This is a genomic window from Sulfitobacter sp. L-8, assembly GCF_056859255.1.
In genome coordinates this window covers 59,744-80,724 of the sequence record NZ_JBSXOD010000043.1, presented here as the reverse complement: position 1 = coordinate 80,724, position 20,981 = coordinate 59,744, and the positions used below count along the sequence as shown (strand labels likewise).

Below are 20,981 nucleotides of genomic sequence, written 5' to 3'. Positions count from 1 at the left end.
AGCTCGTGATTGAGCTTAGTCTTCGATGCTACGGCAAATTTTCCCGGATAGTTCCAACCATACGATCATCGAGAGGGAAAGGAGTGTTGGTTTGAGGGTGACGGGAAGTGAGATCGGGAGAGTGGCTTCCGGCGCCCGTCGTGGAGAAAATCTGATGACGAAAGCTGTCCAGAAAATCACCCTGTCCCCCTCGCGGGATGTCCCTTTTGACAAGCTGGTGCTGAGCCAGTCCAACGTGCGGCGCATCAAGGCTGGCGTGTCCGTCGAGGAACTGGCCGAAGACATCGCCCGCCGCGGTTTGTTGCAGAGCCTGAGCGTGCGGCCCGTGTTGGGTGATGATGGCACCGAGACCGGCAAGTTCGAGATCCCGGCTGGGGGTCGTCGCTTCCAAGCACTGTCCTTGCTGGTGAAGCACAAGCGTTTGGCGAAAACGACGCCCATTCCCTGCATCGTGCGGGATGGGGGGTCCGCGATCCTCGCCGAGGACGATTCCCTTGCAGAAAACATGCAGCGCGTTGCCCTGCATCCGCTCGACCAGTTCCGCGCGTTTGCGGCGCTGCGGGACAAGGGTCAGAGCGATGCAGAGATTGCTGCCGCCTTCTTCGTGACGCCGCAGATCGTGAAGCAGCGCCTCAAACTTGCCTCCGTCGCCCCTGCCCTGCTTGAGGTCTATGCCGAGGATGGCATGACGCTGGAGCAGCTCATGGCTTTCACCGTGAATCCAGATCATGCGCGTCAGGTTCAGGTCTGGGATGTGATCAATTCATCCTGGAACAAGGAGCCATTCCAGATCCGCAGGATGCTGACCGAAACCTCGGTCAGGGTTTCCGACCGGCGCGCGATCTTTGTGGGTGTTGATGCCTATGAAGCGGCGGGTGGCACGATGCTGCATGACCTCTTCCAGGGCGATGATGGCGGTTGGTTGGAGGACCCTGCCCTGCTCGATCGGCTGGTGACGGACAAACTTCAAGCCGAGGCTGAGACGGTTGCGGTTGAGGGCTGGAAGTGGATCGAGGTAGCACTTGACCTGCCCTACGGCTACAGCCACGGCCTGCGGTCTTTGTCCGGCGATCCGGCACCTATGACGGATGAGCAGTGTGCGACCCATGCCAAGCTGCTCGCCGAGTACCGGGCGCTCGAGGAGGAATACGCGGGTCAGGATGAAATCCCCGATGAAATCGACACGCGGCTTGGCGTGTTGGAAACGGAGATGGAAAAGATCGAGACCCGGCCGTTGATCTTCGATCCCTTGGAAATCGGACGGGCAGGGGCTTTCGTCACGCTCGACCGCTACGGCGCGCTGGCAGTCCATCGCGGGTATGTGCGACCAGAGGATGAGCCCGTTGAGGAGACCGCGGTCCAGGATGGTACTGATCCTGCGGTGGCGGGGCAGGGGGCTGATCGTGATCTCACCGATGGCCATGCCAGTGCCGCTCATGGCGGAACCGTCATCATGTCGGGTGGCCAGCCAATTGGTGGCGACCTGCCGGAGGATGAGGATGACGGGGCGTTGAAGCCACTGCCCGAGCGGTTGGTCATGGAGTTGACGGCCCACCGGACGCTGGCGCTGCGTGAAGCGATCGGGCGCTCGCCGGATGTCGCGCTGACGCTGCTGCTGCTGAAGCTTGTGACGGACACCTTCCGCACCTCCTCTGCTTCGGGAAGCTGTCTCGAGGCATCCGTGCGTCACGTCTACATGTCGGCGCAGGCGCCCAATCTGACGGACAGCGTGGTGGCAAAGCTGGTCGACGAGCGTCACGCTGAATGGGAAGCCGATCTGCCGCTTGGCGACGATGCAGCGCTCTGGGACTATCTGACGGTCCTCGACCAGGGCAGTCGGCTGGCCTTGCTGGCGCATTGCCTCAGCTTCGGCGTCAACGCGCTGCATGAAAAGGTGAACCCCTACGGGGCAGGCATCTCTGCTGGCGGTCTGACCCGGCGTATGGCGCATTCCGATCTCGTGGCACAGGCAGTCGATCTCGATATGGTCGAGGCAGGCTGGGAGCCGACGGTCGACACCTATCTCAACCGCGTGCCCAAGACCCGGATCCTCGAGGCCGTACGTGAGGCCAAGGGGGAGGGGACTGCCCAACTCCTCGATCACCTGAAGAAAGGCGAGATGGCCAGTGAGGCCGAGCGCTTGCTGAAGGGCAGCGGCTGGTTGCCCGAGGTCCTGCGCCGTGTCGATCTCGTGGCGCTGGACGATGAGGACCATGCCGAAGGGCAGGGGCCGGATGTCGATGCCGAAATGGCCGACAGCGTCAGTGAGGCTGACCTTCCTGCATTCCTGACGGATGACTTGCCTGTTGAAAGCGCGTCGATGCTGGCTGCGGAATAGCGTGATCCAGCGGGGGGCGGAGATTCCGCCCCCCAATCACCCTATAACGCAACAATATCAATAGGATGAATGCGAATATTCGCATTCGGAATGAGGAATCATGTCTGCAATAACCATCATCGACACTGCACCCCTCGGGGCGCTCATTCGCTACACCGACGGCAGTCCCAAGCTACCGGCACGCTTTACCAAGAAGCTGGCGGCCTGGGAGCGCTCGAACGGTGTCGGCCGTCTTGTGAAAAAGGAACCACCCCGGTCCTATCCGACCTGGACGGCTCCCGCGTCGTTCACGCTGCATGAGGGCAATTTCGCTTCGGACGGGGTGATCCTCGTCACCATCATGCGCAGCCATTCCGCTGACAGCGCCGTCGTCTTCGAGGTGGCCGAGGACCCGAAGCCCGGGCAGGTGCGCGTGCTTCTCGACTTCGGCGGGAACACCGAGCTGCTGCATCTGGCGGAGTCCGTCACCGCAGCCGAGCTCTGGATCGCCAAAGAAGGATACCGAACGCGCGGCTTGAAATCGTCGGCGATGAAGAGGGCGAAAGGGCAGGGGGCGCGGACCTGGCCGCCTGAGCCCAACTGAAACCGAGGGCCCGCCTCAGCGCGGGCCTCTCACCGACCACACCCTCGTCCCGCTATGACGCGGGGCGCCAAAGGAGCCATCCCCAAGGAAGGACGTCTTCAACCAAGATCTTGGCCGGGAGGCTGGAGGCAAAAGCATCAGCGGGACAACCGGCTCCAGTCGTCAGGGCACCATCCCCCGCTCGCCATTCCCTTCCTTGCCCCGAATCCCGTCTTCGAGATCAACCCACGAGGGGTCGGACTACGGGCAAGCCCGTGCCGCCGGCCGGATTCGGAGCAAGTCCGAACGCACCCGGTGATGTCAGCCAGTATTCGGGCCTTCGAGGTCCTGTCGCGCGGGGGATGGTCCCTCGCCTCCAAGACAGGAGCCAAACAGATGTCCCGCAAAGATGCACACGCCTTCGCCGCCTCCCTCGCCGCCACGCTCATGGTCTCGATCGTCGTCTTCCAGGCAGGGGATGGATCCTTCGGCGCCGTCCCCGCCGATGAAATCGACGGCGACGAGGTTCAGGTGCTGGTTGAGATTGACCCGTGGGCTTAGGCCCACGGTTACCTCGGCAGGCTCCCGCGGGGGCGCAAGTGCGCCTCCTGCTGCAATGCAGCCCTCGCACGACGCCGGTGAGGAACAGCAGATCGCGGATGGCGCAGCGCCAAACGGCCTGAAGCCGCAGAAGTGCCAGTCGCAAGCGACCGCAACAACGCCAAGATAATCGACGTGTCCGGTCCCATATCCGCCATTCGTGTTCAAAGCAGCGTTTGACCGAAGGAAGCCCAAAGTTGCCTGCCCGTCATCTCTCATTGAGGGCGGAAGATTGACACGCAGAGTGAAGGGTGCCCCTATCGCCGCATATAGATTAGTTAGGTGGGGGCATGGTGTTCGGCATTTTCAGGAAGATGTTCGGGGGAGAAAAAGCCGCAGGGCGCGACAAGGAGCTTCCCGCAGCCTACGAGGCGGCCGGCTTTGGCAACGATCGCGCGGGCAATGAGCGCCAGAGCCGCTTTGAGGACTTTGAACGGGAAACGAAGGAACGCCTTGAGGCACATTCCCACGATATGCCGGGGCAGGCTTACTTCAGCCAATTGCAGGCCCTGCAGGAGAGTATCTCGGATCGCAGATACACGGACGCGGCCACCGCGGCGCGCAAGAGCCTGCCGCTCATTCGCAAGTGGCTCGAGGATCCCAAGGGCAATGGCAAGAGGCTCAGCCTGAGCATGCCCGCGCTCACGCAGGGCGGCACCATGCTGGCCATCACCGGTGACCGGAAGGGACTGACGATGTTGCAGGATCTGGTATCGGAATTTGATCATCTCGAGGAATACCGCGCTGATGCGGAGAAGCATCTCGCCGCCATCGACCTTTTCGACGTCATTCGCAATGTCGTCGCAGCGAAGCCCGGCATCCTGCAGAGCAGGATGAAGTCGGAAGTAGGCACCGAGGACGGTCGCCTTGTCAGCAACCTGATCTCGTGGCTGGAGAAGGCTGGTGAGATCAGCCGCGCCAAGAACGGAAAGACCTACGCGCTCTACGTAGATGGCGTCGAGATGAGCGCCAAGGACGCTTCGGCAGTCTACACCGAGCCATCGCTGCCCGGGTCTCATCAGGCGAAATCCAAGCCTGGGAAGCCCATCGAGCTCAACCTCGACACGCTGACCTTGGTGCCACTGCCACCATCTCCGGAGGCTTGGGCCAATCAGGTTACGCTGCCTGCGACCTCTGAAACATTCGAGGATACTGAAGGTGCTTGGCGTGAGCTTACTGTTGAGGCCATAGCGCCCGCGGATCGCCCGGATCCTGCTTTCCGAAAGCACTTCACCACACGTGGCGGCATCCTTTCCTTCGATGACCTTGCAAAGTCTGAGGCAAGCCTCGGTGCGCCAGGCGCAGTGATGTTCACCTCCGAGCAGGGCGGCACCCCAGTGATTGAACGACTGGAGCGCCCCATCTATGCGCTCGATGTCCACCCTGAGGGCCAAGGCTTCGCGACACGATCGAAAACGAATATCCTGACCGTCTATGATGCAGACCTAAAAGTCGACTTCGAGACCGATCTTTCCGCCACGGCTGAAGTGGCAGAGGGTCGCCGCCGTCTTGATCTTGACGGGGAAGGCGGCGTCTTTTGGGGTGAACCCCACTTGGCGCTCAACTGCATCGCGCTCAGCCCCAGCCGGGACCGCTACCTTTACACGCATGTTGACGAGGCTTGGTGCATCGACCGGGACGGAAAGCGCCTCTGGGGCGTCCACATGCCTGAGCGTCCCGTGGAGACCTATCATCAGACCTTCGAAGTGGGCGGCACCGGCGGGCATACAGGAACCGCTTTGGAAATCGAGGGGGCACTCGAGGAGCTTGAGCTTGCGCTGCCGGTCACGCCGGATGAGATTCGGCAGAAATACCGCGGCTTGGTCCGTCAGCTGCACCCGGACCTCAACCCTGGCAACGAAGAGCGGATGAAGGCGGTCAACGCGGCTTACGAGGCGCTGACTGGGGCCAGCTATGATGACTTGCAGGGCAAGGAAAGCGCCGAGGACTTGCAGGGCAAGGAAAGCGCCGAGGACTTGCTAAAGTTCTCCGCCACAGTGACTTTCATGACCGGTGGCGGTCCTGACCGCCTTCAGTCTGCGGCCTTCTCAGGGCGTGGCGACACGGTGCTACTGGGAACCTCCCAAGGGCGGGTCCTGCGCATCGATGGTTCTGGCAAGCCGACTGCCCTCTACGATGTGGGTACCACGCCTATCCGGATTCTGGAGACGGATCGCTACCTCTACGTCCAGACATTCACCCGCCTTTATGTGCTCGAGGGAGATCGCCTTGTGGGGCTGCAGGATTGCACGACCAAATGTGACCTGCTGGTCGACGAGGGCTTGATCTTGCTGGTTGAGAACAAGGGCGTGCGGGTGCTGACGGAAGCGGGCCGACCGCTGGGCGTCGCGCTGACCAAGGCGCCAATCCGGCGAGCCGGGATTGAAGATGGTGTGCTTGTAGTCGAAACGCGAACCCATCGCGGCCGGTTCAGCGGCCTCATGGGGTAGCACGTGAGCAACTTAGCTTGCCATCTATGTCAAGGTCCCATGAGCCGCACCTATCATACGCGGCGCCAGGCCCGAATGACTGGGTCGGGCAGCGATCCGCCTCGGGCTCTTTAGCCACAGGGTTGCTGATCTTTCAGCGAATTTCCAGATCACCAGCAGTTGTGCCAGCAGCCAGCGCGTCTACGAACCACTGCGGTTTACGCCCGCGACCAGACCAGGTGACGGCCGGGTTCTCAGGGTGCTGGTATTTTGGTGCGACTGGGGCGCGCTTGGGCTTGCTATCTGCCCCGACCAGTTCCGCCATGGAGTAGCCCAGTTCTCTGGCCACAGCTTCCACCTTGGCGCGGGCTTCCGCCTTCTGTCGATCTTGATAGGTGGAGATCGCCTTGGCGATGTCCTTCTGCATTTTCTTCAGCTCGGGAAGCGACAACGCCTCGAGATCGTAATCAGCCATTGGTGCGATCCGTGTCCTGAATGTTCCGGTATCGATAGCCCGCCGGGCCATGAGCCCGCAACTCCCGTAGGCAGGGGCAGTTGACGAGGGTTGGTTGATCCATAGTCTTTGCCGCCAGTTTAGGTTGCTAGGCTTGAGTTCAGTAATCCCGATTGGCAAGATGACAGGGTCTGGCATGGGCTCCCCGCGCTTCTCTGGCTTCTGGTCCATCCCTTCGACTGACAATCCCCTAATCCCGTTCGGCCTCCTGCGCGCAACCCCGCGTCAGCCCGGGCCGAGTTGGCCGCCCGTGGCGTCCTGCCCGCTCCACCCCGGTCCTCTGGGGGTTTCCGGTGTCCATGCTGTCCACCGTGCACGCGTCATCCGACGGGCTTTTTCCGGGTCTTGTCGAAGGGACGGTCCCGAAGACAGGAAACACAGGAGCTTATCATGCAGAACATCGTCATCCTCGCCGGCAACATCGGTCAGAAACCCGAAACTCGCACCACTCAGGGCGGCACCAACATCACCAACTTCAGCCTCGCTACCTCGCGCCCCCGCCTCTCGGAAGGTCGCGTGCTGCGCGACGACAACGGCTACCGGGTCATGGACACCGAATGGCACCGCATCACCTGCTTCAACGGTCTCGGCAAGACGGTCGCGGAGCATTGCGAAAAGGGCATGAAGGTCCTCGTCCACGGCCGGATCCACTACACCAAATGGATCGACAGCATGGGGAACGACCGCTACGGCTGCGAGATCATCGCCGAGAAGGTCGACTTCCTGAGCCGCCCGAAGTCGGCCGAGAACGAAAATCCCGAGCTGGTCGACCGCGACGATGAGATCCCGTTCTGAGGAACGGGGTCTCCCCTCGGACCCGGCGGCGCAAGCCGCCGGTTTCGGGTGTTTTTTTGGCAGATGCAATGAGGTCCATTAAACCTCAATCAGGTTAGCGGATGTGTGGGGCGAAATTGAGAACCACCATTCACGTGACTTACACACCCGCATTCAGGTCTCGGAGGAAGGTCCACAAACGAAAGTTCGTTCGTTAAAAAGTTGAATTCGCCCCTGCGATTCCACATGGCCGGGACCAGTCTCTCCGAAGCTACGGCCAACCGTAGAACCTCGGAAGCGGCCAAGGACGACGTAATACCAGTGAGGGGAGCCAAACTCCCGAGGTTGCGTTTAGGGCGCCAAAGACGTCGCACACCGCGCAACGACTCATCCTCAAGCTGATCCAGTGTAATGCGAGAGCAGTTGAAGCAGGCGGACAAGCCTGGGCTGACTGTCATTCCAATTAGGCTCAAGTGGAGATTGTATCCTCCAGCAATGACGTATGGGATGTTCTGCTTGCTACAGTAATCGTTGACCCATTCGCTCGTTAGGTCAACCGATGGCTCGTCGGCACAGTTGACAACGATATCCGGCCTGGCTTCAGAAAGCACCATGCGGAGGCGATCAGCGTCGGAGACTTTCTCGAAGACTGGCTGAACCTGAATATTCAGCGAAATCCGGTGGAGAGCGGCTTTGATGGCTTGAGCCTTCCGAAGCCCAATGTCCTCGCGAAGGAAGATCGACCGATTAAGGTTAGACTCTTCCACTGTATCGCTGTCAATGACTGTGAAGTTCTGGAAGCCGGAATGGCCCATCTGCATTGCTGTCCAGCTGCCAACTGCTCCACACCCAAGAATCGCAACTCTGGCGGAGCAAACTCTGTCGAATGCGGCAAACAACTCCTCTGCAGGAAAATAGTCGCCCAGGAAGTTCAGAACTCTGTAAAAATCGGTTTTGTCGATGGCTTCCCGCACAAGTTTTGGCTCAACGGCGCAACGTTCGTGCAGCACACCGAGTAGGCTACCAACTTGCGCTACGGATGCGCCGTGTTCTGCGCAGATATCTTCAATGCACATTCCTCCATCAAGATTCGTAATGACGCCAGCGATTTCAGGACGGAGTCGAAAACGCATCGATCTTCTTGTTGAGGATTGAAAGAAGTCGAATATGCCGTCACCCAAGGGAATGACGGAGACAGAAGGTCGTATCAGCCAGTGGGTTGATGGGGCGATTTCAGTTTTCATGTGGCTGCTGTGCCATTGAGTTGCCACAGGTCGGGCAATTTGGATTTCTTTCCACCTTGAAACTATCGATATCGTACTTGTCGAATAGGAATTCTCCGCGACCTTGCTCGACGTCGCCACCTTTCTCTGAATATAGCCGCACTATTTTTAAAACGGCCGCGGATGCCGCAAACGCCGACATCGATGGTAGGCCTCCGAATCCTCGCCGCCGATCGATAATGGGGTGGGAAATTGGCTTCCAATCTTGCAGCGCTTCTTCAAAGTGCATTGCATAGCAGTCAGAGCATGGTGTTTGGCCTGGAACTATCATTTCGCTCAGACTTGCGAGGTGTGCATCGAAACCACCGGCAACAAGAAGAGGCAAGCCATTCTCTATGCAATATCGTGACAGTTTTATACTGGTTGCACCGATGTAGGGTTCGTCCGCCGTATTGATAATCAAGTCCACATCATCTCCGATGAGCGATGCTACATCCGTGTCGATATCAAGGGGTATTTGTCGGATCCTTGTCTCAGGACAGATTGCTTGGCTATGAATGTATCGATCGGCAATGACGACCTTTGGCTCACCGATCCGAGTATGATCGAACAATGCATTTCTTGTCCTATCCGCGGGTGACAGTGGCTTCGGATCTACCAAGACAAACCTTTGGAAGCCTAATTGTACAAGTTCTCTAAGTATCCAACTGCCAACCGCCCCTACCCCAATCAGGGCGACCCTCTGCTCCAGAATTCTCTGAAGAAGGGCTGAAGCGGCAACGGTAGATTCTTCAATATCCAAGAAAAAGTTCAGTTGCCTCGAAAATCGCGCGACAAACTCGGAAGGAAAGGCGTCATTCATCCAATTCTCTCGAACCAGAATCCCCTTTTTATAAAGGTATTGAGTGAAGTCTCGGAAAGATGCGTAATTTAGGTTATCGAGAGCTGAAAGGCGCGATGAAAACCGCGCATCAAGCTCAGAGACCGACGCTGAGCCGTCGAGCCATTCCAAGCTTTCAACTAAAGGTGGACTCACCCTTAGTCTTAGCCTCTTCCGTGTGGAGAGAAATACGAAATGGACTACGGAATCAGGAGAAATGTAAACATCGACCCCGTCTCTCAACCAGAGTCGGAGTGACCCGAAGGAATCGTCATGAGAGCAGTTCAATACTGGATCTGTCCGCCTCGAACATCAAGAAACTTGGCCCAGTCCTCATCACTTGCGACGAACGTTGCGTCCGCACTGCAGGTGCGCGTGCAGCAGTCGGAGCGGCCGCCAGAACAGTCTTTGGTGTAGGCGGCCGCGTTTGTCATGCCCTCTGAAGATTCGATCTCCTCAAAGCCGTGGGTTTCAAAGGTAAAGTCAGTCGTCATTAACGGCACTCCAAACTTATGTTCTGATTTTTTTCAATGGTAATGCAAATGCAGAATATTGGTCAACACGCATCGTGTTCAACAGCTGGCCACGGCGTGTGAAATCGGTTTTCCGATTGCTTTACTTCTAGTCTGGCATAGCCGCCCAACCTGCCCGGACTGAGAGAGTCAGAGAAGGGCTGGTTGCTTTCGCGATGGGTTGAAGGCTGGGAGAGTGGCTCCCGGTGCCTGTCATGGAGGAATGCCGATGGGCGTTGTAGAAGTTTTGGACCCTGTACAGCCAGCACGGACGGGTGGTTACACGGTTGATGTGAGCCGGGGTGAGCGGAACGGGCGGGTATCGTCTGAATGGTTCAATCGGCCTGATGACGAGCGGTATCTCTCGCTCGATGATCTCTGGGCCAATGTGAAGGGCCGGTCTGAGCGCAGCCGCAGCCGCATGGTGCAGACGGCGGAAATCCGCGTCGAGGCCGCGCGCGACAGCGCCGAACGGCTGCACCTGGTCCTACCGAAAGCGCATGAACCTGTCGCGCCCACGCATTGGGCGTTTGGCCAGCTTGCCAGTATCGTTGGCGCGCCGGCCTCCTACCTGCGGCAGTTGCCTGCGCCGTTGGCGGGGATCAACCTGCAATACGGTCTGACTAATCACCGCGCCGAGCAGGTGAAGACCTTCGAGACCGAAGACGGCCGCACCGAACTGCGCGCCGTGACTGGCCCCGACTATGGCCGCATCCACGATTGTGAGTTGGTCGAAGCTGTGCAGCGCATCGCGGGCAATGGCACCGGAGACACGCGCTGGAAGGTGCCGGGCGTGCTCGACTGGTCGACTGGGGTTTATAACCCCGATGTCGAAATCAGCCGTGACACGACCACGCTTTATGCCTCGGACCGGGACGTCTTTCTGTTCCTGGTTGACGATCGAAACCCTATCGAAGCAGGAAAACTCCCCGACGGTTCGCCCGATCTCTACTTCCGGGGCTTCTATTGCTGGAACTCCGAGGTGGGCGCAAAGACGCTCGGCATGGCGAGCTTCTACCTGCGGGCGGTGTGCCAGAACCGCAACCTCTGGGGTGTCGAGGATTTTCAGGAGATCCGCATCCGCCACTCGAAATACGCCGCGTCTCGCTTTGCCCATGAGGCGGCCCCGGCACTCACCCGCTTTGCCAATTCCTCACCACAGGGGTTCGTGAACGGCATCAAGGCGGCGCGACAGCAGATCGTGGCACGCAGCGATGAGGATCGCGCAGATTTTCTGCGCAAGCGGGGTTTTTCAAAGGCAGAGAGCGGCAAGATCATCGAAAAGGTGCTGATGGAAGAGGGCCGCCCGCCGGAAAGCATCTTTGACTTCGTGCAGGGGATCACCCGGCTGGCGCGCGACAAGACCCAGCAGGATGCCCGCCTCGACATGGAGGGGCGCGCTAAGAAGCTGCTCGACCGGGTCGGCTGACACGGTGCCGGAGGCTCTGTTGCCTCCGGCCACTTTATTGCCAAATTGAATTGCTACTTGCTTGAAGTGATTCAAGTTGGGCGAACATAAATGGAAGAAATAGATTGGTCGGATCGCGCATTTTACGATGATGGCGAATGGGTTACCTGGTCGGAGATCGACGAGCAGCTTCGCTACAAGGAATGGGGCGCAAAATACCCGAACGCGATCAGGTCCATGATCCCCTATTTTGAGGATCTTATCTCGCTTGCTGAGAGCTATCATCTGGAAACGGGCCTTCACCTTTCTGTCTACGGCGATATCGGTGAACTGTTTGGCGCTATCACATACGGCATCAAGCTGAATAAAACCTATGCCCAAGGGGCTGATGGAAGGCTTGGCAACGACCACGTGGAAGTTAAAACCATTACGCCGTTCAAAACGAAAGACGTGGTCGTGGTCGACACAAATGGAAATTTCAACAAGCTATTGGTCGTAAAGATAAACGAGGACTTTCAGGTGTCGGCCAGAATGATCGACCGCAAGGAATTGCCAAAACGCGAAGGTCGCTACCTGCGGGTTCGGTGGAGCGATTTACCAGCGTCCAAATGACGGATCGTTGTCCCTCCTTCGAGTGAGAGGGCAGCTGTTTGGTCTTTGACGGGTGAAGTGGGGAGAGAGGCTTCCCGCACCGTCGGAGATACCCACATGTTCGATCTTCCTTTCCAGATCCAGCCGATAACACACTCTACGGGCTTCGCGACGGCGCTCCCGAACCCACCTGCCGATCCCTGTTTATCCTTTACGTTGACGACTGCGACGCGAACGCCTGCCGCCATGATGTCTGGACAGGCGCACCCCAAGATCCTGGATCGTTTCGATACGCTGGCCGAAGCCATGCGAGGGGCGATCGACCATGCCGAAGATATCGGCCCTGATGCCGCCCCGCAGATTCTTGCGATACTTGATCGCGACGAACGTCTTGTTCTGGCCGGGGCCGCCAGCGACGGCGCAGTCGCATGGTGTAATCCTGTTGCGAACGCAGTCGAGGCCCGCGCTGTCGTAACCGAAGCTTGCCAGTCCCGCACACAAGCCGCCCGCGCTGCCGAATGGGACGAATCCGATCTCGCGCAGCGGCTGCGTCACCGGGCCGATCTTCTGGACGCACGCCTTGTCGATCCGCTGTGGCGCGCGTTTGCTGCCCGGGCGCTGCAGATCGCGGCGTGAGACCCGAGAGACAGAGGAGGGCCGGGGAGGGTTTGAGCCTTCGGGGGTGCAGAAGAGTGCGCCACCCGAGGGGTCTGACCAGTCCACATTGAACGGAGATTTCCATGAGCCAGACTGAACCCACTCTGATAGCACCTCTGCGGCCTTCCATCGTCGATTTCGGCGCGATCCTCGCCGGGCATGCCGAGCAAGCAGCCCGGATCGAGGCCCTTCGGCCCGGCAACAAGGACCGCCTGTTCGATGGCCTGATGGCAGCCGGCATCACCCATGTCACCGTGATCTTCGATGGTGCCGGTGACAGCGGCCAGATCGAAAGCATCGGTGCCTGGTCCGCTGATAAGGCCGTCGACTTCCCCGCGACCGAAATCTCCTATGCCGCGATCACCTGGGACGCCCCCGAGGTCGAAATGCGGAGCCTCTCTCTGGAAGATGTCGTCGAGCAGCTGGTCTACGATTTTCTCAACGACACCCATGGTGGGTGGGAAAACAACGACGGTGCCTATGGCGAATTTTGCTTCGACGCGGGTGCGCGCTGCATCCATCTGGAGTTCAACGAGCGGTTCACCTCGTCCGAACTCTTCACCCACGACTTCTGAGGGGGGCAACGATGGCACATCCTTATCACCACGCCCTGTCTTCGGTGAAGAAATGGGGCGGTACGGTCGACGATACCTTGGCCGTGCACGCTTGGTTTGACGCCTCGAAATCGATCACAGCGGATTTCCGGCACCGTGCTTTGCGCCACCATGCCGAGGGCATCTTCATGGCCGAGACGATCTTCGGGCCTACGATCACCCTGTCTACCGGGCGCGCCATCCCGACCCGGTGGGTTGGCGAACAGCACGTGAAAGAAGACTTGGGCTTTATCCCAAGCTTTGCCGACTGGGTGAAGGCGATCCGGCCCGAGCCGTGGATGGGCCGAGCCGAAAAGATAGAGGTATTGCTTGATTCGCACATGGTCCCTCGTTTGGCTTCGCCCGTGGTCGAGGTATCCTGACATGACCGACTCCGCTTATCAGCGCCTCGGCCTGCCGCCGACGGCGTCGCCGCTGACCGTCGTTCGCGCGGCGGTCCGGGCACTACACCCCGACACGCGCGCGGTCCGCAGTTTTCGGACGGCGCGCAAACGGTTCTACCGGCAGATGCTCTGCCAGCATGCTGCGCGCCAGGCCACGACCGAACGGCCTTCCGGCTGATCGGCCGGGCTTAGTCCCAGACATTACAATCAGTGCCCGGCCCATTGGCCGGGCTTCTCAATCTCAGGAGGTCCCCATGGCGGATTACTTCACCCATTTCTCGTGCCTGATCGACGTTGGCACGCCCGACAAGGCTGACCGCGCGCTCGCGCTGTTCCAGCAGTGTCGCGACAAAGATCAGGATGCCGACGATCCGCAGGTCGCGGGCTTTGATCTCTCCCGTCAGGACGCGCCGGAGGGCAGTGCCCTCTGGATCCACGATGACGACCACGGTGATATTGAGGCTGTCATCCGTTTCGTACTGCGCCTTGCCGAAGACCTTGATCTCTCCGGCCTCTGGGGGTTCGAATATGCCAACACCTGCTCGCGTGCACGGCTTGGAGCTTTTGGCGGCGGCGCGCATGTCATTGACCTTGGCAACCGCACCACGACAGGTTGGATCAACACCAACGAATGGCTCGCGGCCGCCTTGAACGGGGAAGACGTCGATGCCTGAAGTGATCTGCACGACGGTCTATCTATTCCCCGAACTGTCAGACGCCGCCAAGGAGAATGCCCGCAGTTGGTATCGCGAACTCGGCCCCCGTGACGATTGGTGGGATGCGGTCTACGAGGATTTTGAGCGCATCTGCGAAATCTTGGGCATCCTCCTCAAGACCACCCCCGTCCGCCTCATGGGCGGCGGGACAAGGCAGAAACCCTGTATCTGGTTTTCAGGGTTCTGGTCACAGGGGGATGGAGCTTGCTTCGAGGGCTACTTCAGCCACGCCAAGGGCGCGGCCGCCCGCATCCGCAATTATGCTCCGCAGGATCCAACGCTGCACGGCATCGCCGACCGCCTGTTGGCGGTGCAGCGCCGCAACTTCTACCAGCTTGTCGCTGAGGCCAGTCACCGCGGCCGCTACTACCACGAATACACCATGTCCGTGGATGTCAGTCGCGACAGCCCGACCTGGCAGCCGCCAACCGAGGACGCCGAGGAGATCGTGACCGAGGCGCTGCGTGATCTGGCACGCTGGCTCTACCGCCAGCTTCAGGCCGAGTACGCCCACCTCACCTCGGATGATGCCATCGAGGAAGGGATCATTTTTAATGAATATACCTTTACTGACGCAGGGCGTCGGTTCGGGTGAGCTGCCACGCTGTCTTGCCGGTCGGAGTGGACGGCTACTTTGCCAGTGACCGCACGAGTGCCACCAAGGGCTCGAAGTCGTGCTGATCGGCGGCTCTGAGTGCTGCGATGTAGGTTGACCGGTGCGCACTTTCGGCGTTCAGCGTTCCACCACCAGACCAGTCGAGGAAGATGTCCGGATCGATCTTCGCCAAGTAGGCGTCCGCCATGATCCGCGCCCAACGTCCATTGCCGTTCGCAAAGGGATGGATCCAGACAAGACGGTGATGCAGGCGCGCCGTGGCTTCCAGCGGCTCGAAGCTTTTGTGGTCGCGCCAGTACCGCGCATCATCGAGGCAGGTGCGCAGCTCTGTTGAGATGTGCCAGACCGGTACCCCGATGTTCTTGTCTGTCAGACGGAAAACGCCAGCCCAGTCCCAGACTTCCCCGAACAGGCGTTTGTGGATTTCGCGCACTGTGGCATCTGTCAGGACGTCAAACGATTTTGGGCGTCGGTCGAGCCAGGTAAGGCCTGAGATGATGTTCTCCCCTTCGAGTTCGTTCAGCTCGCCGCGCGTCGCAATATGCTTGGCCTTGAGGCCAAGCAACTCGTCGGGCGTCAGGGGGGTGGCGCCGTAAGGCTCGTGAAACGCGAGCGTCATTGCCAGAAATCCCGTCGACCTTCACGGATAATGTCGGCGGCGAGTTCCTCGATCATCTCGGCTTCGCTGCGCAAACCCTCTGTCTGCTCTTCGAGAGCCATATGCGCCCGCGTGCGCTGGATAATGCGTCGTGCCTTCGCACGGGCTTGGGCCAGAACGATCTCTTCAACGGGGCCTTCGCGCGGGATGATTGCATAGACAAGGCTGCCGCCCATGGCTTCGGCGATCTTCTCCAGTTGGTTCACGGAGATGGTTCCGGCCTGTTCGTTCTGGATCGCGGCATAGATGTTGTTTCGTGAAATCCCGAGGCGCTCAGCAAGGGCCGGGGCATTCATCCCGATCGCTTGCTGGAAGGTGGCGATCCAGCCGCCGATCGGCTTTGCAAGTGACTTGGCCAGGCTGGCAGCCTGGTTGATCCTCTCTTGGGCCTGTCTTTGCTTCGCTCGAGTAACCGACATCTGCCAACCTGTGATCTTGCATTTGCGGCCATACCGCCATGCCACAGTATGGCATAAAGTTAATTTATGCAATGCTATAGATTTGCAACTATATCAATTATGATCTGCCACAGCATGGCGGATAGTCCATGCTTGCAATGCTACCGGATTGCAAGCCTGATGATCCTTCACGGGCCTCAGCTAGAATCGAAACAACTCAGGTACGCTTCCTGCTTCTTCATCCATTAGAATACAGTCACTTGTTCCCGTCGATCCACTTTGACATGAGCCCCTTGTCGCGAAAGCACTCATCCGGCACGGCGCGGCGTTTGATCCCGGCGAGGCGCTCGGCAAAGGCGACCTGCTTTGATGTCGGGCGGCTGTCCTGCGTGCCCGGCTTCAGCCTGGCCTGCGCCTCGATCCAGGCGCTGAGGGATCGGCGATCCTGCTGAACATCCCATGGCAATAGGGTCTGATTGCGCAGTGCCAGTGATCGCGCATAGGCGATCTGCTTCGGGGTCGCGGGCAGGGCATAAGTGGTGCTTTCCATCTGGGATTTCCCTTCCTGGCTTAGTTTTGAAAATAGAACATAACGGGAACACAATCAAGCTGGCTGTCCAGATCAAGGCGTTTGAGAGAAAGAGGAGGGCCGGGGAAGGTTAGGCCTGAGGGTGCCCGAAAGAGGGTGTCCGGGCCTGATCCTGTCCCTCATTCCGGAGTTTCCAGATGACCCACCTCGCCCCCGTTGCACCCGTTCGCGCGCTTTCGCCAGTTGCCTCAATTCCCTCCCCAGATACTGCTGCAGCGATCATCGCCGTTGCCGAAGCGCTGCAACCCGACCTGGCACAGGGCTTCCAAATCGACGGGCTGCGCCTGCGCCTTGAGATGGAGCACGCCTTTGGCGGCTCAGATGCGACAGGCGCCTGGAACTGGAAGCTGGCCTATGAGGCTTGCGAGGTGGCGCTGGTCCTCTTCTTGCGGAAATTCGGTCGCGCGCTGTTGGCCCGGGCTGGATCGCCTACAGCCTTGCTGCCGATCCTTGCCAAGGTATCAAACCTGTTGCCAACTCATACCCGGCGATCGGAAGAGATGGAGCGCTTCCAGCAATTCAGCACCCCGCTGCCCATGGGGTTCGCGGCACTTACGGCCGCGCAGATATCCGCGCGCGATCTGGTCTTGGAGCCTTCAGCGGGGACTGGACTTCTGGCCATCTTGGCCATGATTGCAGGCGGCAGCCTCGCGCTCAACGAACTTGCCGAGACCCGCGCCGATCTGCTGCGCCTTCTGTTTCCGGAATCCCCTGTCACCTGCTTTGACGCCGCTCAGATCAACGATTACCTCGACGCGCACCTCCGCCCAAGTGTGATCCTGATGAATCCGCCGTTTTCCGCTCTGGCCAATGTCGATGGTCGCACGACAATGGCTACGGCCCAGCACATCCGTTCAGCTTTGGCACGGCTTGCCCCAGGTGGGCGACTTGTGGCCATCACTGGCGCAAGTTTCGCGCCCGATGTGCCAGCCTGGGTAGAGACATTTGCAAGCCTGACCGAGCCCGCGCATCTGGTCTTCACCGGCGCGGTGTCCGGTGCAGCCTTCGCCAAGCACGGCACCAGTTTCGAGACGCGTATTTCAGTGTTCGACAAATGCCGCGGTGGTGAGGCAGGTGGCATCACCGCTGATCTGACGCGTCCTATAGGCCCTGATGTGACCAGCCTGCTCTCGCTGATCACTGCCCATGTCCCACCGCGCCTGACGCTGGAAACGCCAGTATTGCACGCGCAAACTCCTCTTTCCCCCTTTTCGGGAACTTCTGCCCATGCCACGCGAACCGCCAATGGCAGGTTGCACGCTACGTCCGCAACAGCCACCACCAGCACCGCAACACAGATCGATGCTGAGGATCTTGCCTATAGCCTGCGCGACGCGACCGAGGACGGTGCCAGCGCGCGCCTATCGGATGCAATTTATGAGACCTTCCGCCTGCAGGCGATCGACATCCCTGGGGCGGAGCCGCACCCGACTAAGCTGGTGCAATCGGCCGCTATGGCCTCGGTCGCGCCCCCACAACCCAGCTATCGCCCCAAGCTGCCAACCGCTGTACTGTGTGATGGCCTCCTGTCAGACGCGCAGCTTGAGACGGTGATCTACGCGGGCGAAGCGCATGGCACGCACCTCGCTGGATCGTGGTGCGTCGATGAGACCGGCGATATGGTCTCTGCCGCCAAGGATGATGATCCCGACGTCATCCGTTTCCGGCGCGGCTTCTTCCTCGGTGATGGCACCGGTGCGGGCAAGGGCCGCCAGTCAGCCGGGATCGTGCTCGACAATTGGGCGCAAGGACGGCGCAAAGCGCTCTGGATCTCGAAGAGCGACAAGCTGCTGGAGGATGCGCAGCGCGACTGGTCAGCACTTGGGCAGGAGCGCTTGCTGGTGACACCGCTGTCGCGCTTTGCGCAAGGCAAAGATATCCCGCTGACCGAGGGCATTCTCTTCACCACCTATGCGACGCTGCGCTCCGAAGAGCGTGGTGCCAAGAAATCCCGCGTCGACCAGATCGTCGACTGGCTGGGGGCAGATTTCGACGGGGTGATCCTGTTCGATGAAAGCCATGCCATGGCCAACGCCGCCGGATCGAAAGGCGAGCGCGGCGATGTCACCGCCTCGCAGCAGGGCAGGGCAGGACTGCGCCTGCAGCACAAACTGCCCAATGCCCGCGTGGTTTATGTCTCCGCTACAGGCGCGACCTCAGTGCATAACTTGGCCTATGCGCAGCGGCTTGGCCTTTGGGGCGGAGAAGATTTCCCCTTCGCAACCCGCGCCGAGTTTGTCGAAGCGATCGAAGCCGGTGGCGTCGCCGCGATGGAGGTGCTTGCCCGCGATCTGCGGTCCCTTGGTCTCTACACCGCCCGGTCGCTCTCTTATGACGGCGTCGAATACGAAATGTTGGTTCATGCCCTCAGCTCTGAGCAGCGTAGCATCTACGATGCCTATGCCGGGGCCTTTGCCATCATCCACAACAACCTCGCAGCAGCCATGGAAGCCGCGAACATAACTGGCGAAAACGGCACGTTGAACCGACAGGCCAAGTCCGCCGCGCGTTCGGCCTTCGAGTCTGCAAAGCAGCGCTTCTTTGGTCACCTCCTGACCTCCATGAAAACCCCCACGCTGATCGCCGCCATCGACGCCGATCTCGCCGCAGGCCATGCGGCCGTGATCCAGATTGTCTCGACTGGCGAGGCGCTGATGGAACGCCGACTTTCGGAAATCCCGACTGACGAGTGGAACGACATCCGTGTCGACATCACCCCGCGCGAATACGTTCTCGACTACCTCGCCCATTCCTTCCCGGTGCAACTCTACGAGCCCTTCACCGATAGTGAGGGTAATCTCTCGTCCCGGCCTGTGGTGCGTGACGGCCAGCCGGTGGAATGCCGCGAGGCCGCCCGCAGGCGGGACGCCCTAATCGAAAAGCTGGCATCATTGCCACCCGTGCCGGGGGCGCTTGACCAGATTGTGCAGCGCTTTGGCACCGACCTCGTGGCTGAGGTCACGGGCCGGTCGCGCCGCATTGTGCGCAAGGGCGAGGGGCATGCCGCGCGGCTGGTCGTGGAAAGCCGGGCGGGCTCGGCCAACCTCGCGGAAACCGCCGCCTTCATGGATGACCAGAAGCGCATCCTGATCTTCTCGGATGCCGGTGGCACGGGGCGCAGCTATCACGCCGATCTCGGAGCCAAGAACCAGCGCTTGCGGGTCCATTACCTTCTGGAACCCGGCTGGAAAGCCGACGCGGCCATTCAGGGTCTGGGCCGCACCAACCGCACCAATCAAGCGCAGCCGCCGCTCTTCCGGCCGGTGGCCACGGATGTGAAAGCGGAGAAGCGGTTCCTGTCGACCATCGCGCGCCGCCTCGACACGCTGGGGGCTATCACGCGCGGCCAGCGCCAGACCGGCGGGCAGGGGCTGTTTCGGCCCGAAGACAACCTCGAGTCCCCCTACGCTCGCGATGCCCTGCGCCAGCTCTATCGGCGCATCTATCGCGGCGATGTGGCGGACTGCTCGCTTGGGGCCTTCGAGGATGCAACCGGTCTCAGCCTGAGCGACGACAATGGTCTTAAGGATGACCTGCCGCCGATTACGACCTTCCTCAATCGCCTGTTGGCGCTGACGATCGATATGCAGGGCGTGCTTTTCACTGTCTTCGAAGAGCTTCTCGACCAGCGGATCGAAGGTGCCATTGCCGCGGGGGTCTATGACCTTGGGTTAGAGACACTACGCGCCGAGAGTTTCCGCGTGACGGACGCTCGGGTGATCTACACTCATCCGGGCTCCGGTACCGAGTCCCAGCTTCTCACCATCGCGGAAAAGCGCCGCAACACACCACTGTCGCTGGCCGATGCGCTGGACTGGCTCGACGATCCTAAGGCGCACCTACTGGTCAACAGTCGCTCAGGCCGGGCTGCGGTGCAGGTGCCCGCGACCAGCCTGATGCTGGATGACGGCACCATCGAGCCCCGCCTGCGCCTGATCCGCCCCACCGAGGCGAACACGGTCCCGGCCAGGATCATGGAGGACACACATTGGCTCGAGGCCGACCGCGCGGCATTCAGTGCGGCCTGGTCTGCCGAACTGGCCGAGGTGCCGGAGTTCTCGGAATCCACGCTGCATATCGTGGCGGGGCTGCTGCTGCCGATCTGGAAACAACTTCCCCAGGATGAGACCCGGGTGTATCGGCTTCAGACCGATGACGGGCAGCGTATCATCGGTCGTCGAGTCTCGCCGACTTGGGTCGCGACAACGCTCGCTACTGATGCGCCAAAGCTTACGAGCGCGCAGGTCCATGCCCTCGTTCTTGAGGGCAAGACCGTCGTGCGGCTGGCCGAGGGGATGGAATTGCACCGGTCCCGCGTCATGGGGGTGAACCGGATCGAACTGTCGGGCTTTACGGAAGCCGCCAAGGACCGGCTCAAGGCCGATGGCTTCTTCTCGGAGATCATCAGCTGGAAGCTGCGCCTGTTCTGTCCAGCAGACTCCAGCGGCAACACAGTGCTTGATCGTCTGCTTGCACGTTGTTCTGTGATAGGACTACATGATCGTGGAGGGAACTGATT

20 protein-coding genes and 1 pseudogene are annotated in these 20,981 nt (G+C 60.1%); 14 read left to right on the top strand and 7 right to left on the bottom strand.

Annotated features, from left to right (window positions below):
- Positions 1–154 precede the first annotated feature (154 nt).
- From AC13DE_RS07525 to AC13DE_RS07510, 4 genes and pseudogenes are all read left to right on the top strand, one after another.
- Positions 155–2,338 (top strand): ParB/RepB/Spo0J family partition protein, encoded by a 2,184-nt coding sequence (locus AC13DE_RS07525; RefSeq protein WP_483047514.1) that lies wholly within the window; start codon positions 155–157, stop codon positions 2,336–2,338.
- Positions 2,339–2,438: 100 nt separating this feature from the next.
- Positions 2,439–2,911 (top strand): annotated as a pseudogene (locus AC13DE_RS07520) (hypothetical protein).
- A gap of 385 nt (positions 2,912–3,296) precedes the next feature.
- Positions 3,297–3,461 (top strand): hypothetical protein, encoded by a 165-nt coding sequence (locus AC13DE_RS07515; RefSeq protein WP_165595903.1) that lies wholly within the window; start codon positions 3,297–3,299, stop codon positions 3,459–3,461.
- A gap of 329 nt (positions 3,462–3,790) precedes the next feature.
- The gene (locus AC13DE_RS07510) at positions 3,791–5,950 is read left to right on the top strand and encodes a J domain-containing protein (RefSeq protein WP_483047513.1); all 2,160 of its coding nucleotides are present in this window, start codon (positions 3,791–3,793) and stop codon (positions 5,948–5,950) included.
- A 133-nt stretch (positions 5,951–6,083) separates the two neighbouring features.
- Here AC13DE_RS07510 and AC13DE_RS07505 read toward each other — a convergent pair whose 3' ends face one another.
- Complete coding sequence (locus AC13DE_RS07505; RefSeq protein WP_483047512.1) at positions 6,084–6,404, bottom strand: H-NS histone family protein; 321 nt, start codon at positions 6,402–6,404, stop codon at positions 6,084–6,086.
- A gap of 429 nt (positions 6,405–6,833) precedes the next feature.
- Here AC13DE_RS07505 and AC13DE_RS07500 point away from each other — a divergent pair, with 429 nt between their 5' ends.
- Entirely contained in the window at positions 6,834–7,238 is a 405-nt protein-coding gene (locus tag AC13DE_RS07500) for a single-stranded DNA-binding protein (protein WP_297778172.1), read from the top strand.
- 89 nt (positions 7,239–7,327) lie between these two features.
- On the opposite strand, the gene AC13DE_RS07495 is transcribed toward AC13DE_RS07500, so the two are convergent.
- The 3 genes from AC13DE_RS07495 to AC13DE_RS07485 form a co-directional block, all read right to left on the bottom strand.
- Entirely contained in the window at positions 7,328–8,461 is a 1,134-nt protein-coding gene (locus AC13DE_RS07495) for a HesA/MoeB/ThiF family protein (protein ID WP_297778174.1), read from the bottom strand.
- Positions 8,451–9,302, bottom strand: coding sequence for a ThiF family adenylyltransferase (locus AC13DE_RS07490; protein ID WP_297778176.1), 852 nt, complete (start codon positions 9,300–9,302; stop codon positions 8,451–8,453). The genes AC13DE_RS07495 and AC13DE_RS07490 overlap by 11 nt, the downstream gene beginning before the upstream one ends.
- Before the next feature lie 302 nt (positions 9,303–9,604).
- The gene (locus tag AC13DE_RS07485) at positions 9,605–9,814 is read right to left on the bottom strand and encodes a hypothetical protein (RefSeq protein ID WP_297778177.1); all 210 of its coding nucleotides are present in this window, start codon (positions 9,812–9,814) and stop codon (positions 9,605–9,607) included.
- Between the two features lie 247 nt (positions 9,815–10,061).
- Between AC13DE_RS07485 and AC13DE_RS07480 the strand changes: the two genes are divergently transcribed.
- The 8 genes from AC13DE_RS07480 to AC13DE_RS07445 all read left to right on the top strand — a co-directional run bounded on the left by AC13DE_RS07480 (position 10,062) and on the right by AC13DE_RS07445 (position 14,796).
- Positions 10,062–11,261 (top strand): DUF932 domain-containing protein, encoded by a 1,200-nt coding sequence (locus AC13DE_RS07480; RefSeq protein WP_483047511.1) that lies wholly within the window; start codon positions 10,062–10,064, stop codon positions 11,259–11,261.
- 90 nt (positions 11,262–11,351) lie between these two features.
- The gene (locus tag AC13DE_RS07475; protein WP_483047510.1) at positions 11,352–11,852 is read left to right on the top strand and encodes a hypothetical protein; all 501 of its coding nucleotides are present in this window, start codon (positions 11,352–11,354) and stop codon (positions 11,850–11,852) included.
- Positions 11,853–11,948: 96 nt separating this feature from the next.
- On the top strand, positions 11,949–12,467 hold the full coding sequence (locus tag AC13DE_RS07470; protein WP_047998152.1) for a hypothetical protein: 519 nt from the start codon (positions 11,949–11,951) through the stop codon (positions 12,465–12,467).
- 104 nt (positions 12,468–12,571) lie between these two features.
- The gene (locus tag AC13DE_RS07465; protein ID WP_483047509.1) at positions 12,572–13,063 is read left to right on the top strand and encodes a DUF6878 family protein; all 492 of its coding nucleotides are present in this window, start codon (positions 12,572–12,574) and stop codon (positions 13,061–13,063) included.
- 11 nt (positions 13,064–13,074) lie between these two features.
- The gene (locus AC13DE_RS07460) at positions 13,075–13,464 is read left to right on the top strand and encodes a DUF6915 family protein (RefSeq protein ID WP_483047508.1); all 390 of its coding nucleotides are present in this window, start codon (positions 13,075–13,077) and stop codon (positions 13,462–13,464) included.
- A gap of 1 nt (position 13,465) precedes the next feature.
- On the top strand, positions 13,466–13,663 hold the full coding sequence (locus AC13DE_RS07455) for a hypothetical protein (RefSeq protein ID WP_483047507.1): 198 nt from the start codon (positions 13,466–13,468) through the stop codon (positions 13,661–13,663).
- A 76-nt stretch (positions 13,664–13,739) separates the two neighbouring features.
- A complete protein-coding gene (locus AC13DE_RS07450) occupies positions 13,740–14,159 on the top strand; it encodes a hypothetical protein (RefSeq protein WP_483047506.1) in 420 nt (139 codons plus the stop codon).
- Positions 14,152–14,796 (top strand): antitoxin of toxin-antitoxin stability system, encoded by a 645-nt coding sequence (locus tag AC13DE_RS07445; protein WP_483047505.1) that lies wholly within the window; start codon positions 14,152–14,154, stop codon positions 14,794–14,796. Before AC13DE_RS07450 ends, AC13DE_RS07445 begins: the two co-directional genes overlap by 8 nt.
- A 34-nt stretch (positions 14,797–14,830) precedes the next feature.
- On the opposite strand, the gene AC13DE_RS07440 is transcribed toward AC13DE_RS07445, so the two are convergent.
- From AC13DE_RS07440 to AC13DE_RS07430, 3 genes are all read right to left on the bottom strand, one after another.
- On the bottom strand, positions 14,831–15,436 hold the full coding sequence (locus tag AC13DE_RS07440) for a mobile mystery protein B (protein ID WP_348311941.1): 606 nt from the start codon (positions 15,434–15,436) through the stop codon (positions 14,831–14,833).
- Positions 15,433–15,894: a helix-turn-helix domain-containing protein gene (locus AC13DE_RS07435; RefSeq protein ID WP_483047504.1), complete on the bottom strand. Its 462-nt coding sequence runs from the start codon at positions 15,892–15,894 to the stop codon at positions 15,433–15,435. Before AC13DE_RS07435 ends, AC13DE_RS07440 begins: the two co-directional genes overlap by 4 nt.
- Before the next feature lie 235 nt (positions 15,895–16,129).
- Positions 16,130–16,423 carry a hypothetical protein gene (locus AC13DE_RS07430; RefSeq protein ID WP_483047503.1) on the bottom strand — a complete coding sequence of 98 codons (294 nt, stop codon included), beginning with the start codon at positions 16,421–16,423 and terminating at the stop codon, positions 16,130–16,132.
- Positions 16,424–16,599: 176 nt separating this feature from the next.
- On the opposite strand from AC13DE_RS07430, the gene AC13DE_RS07425 reads away from it, so the two are divergent.
- Complete coding sequence (locus tag AC13DE_RS07425) at positions 16,600–20,979, top strand: strawberry notch-like NTP hydrolase domain-containing protein (protein WP_483047502.1); 4,380 nt, start codon at positions 16,600–16,602, stop codon at positions 20,977–20,979.
- Positions 20,980–20,981: the final 2 nt, after the last annotated feature.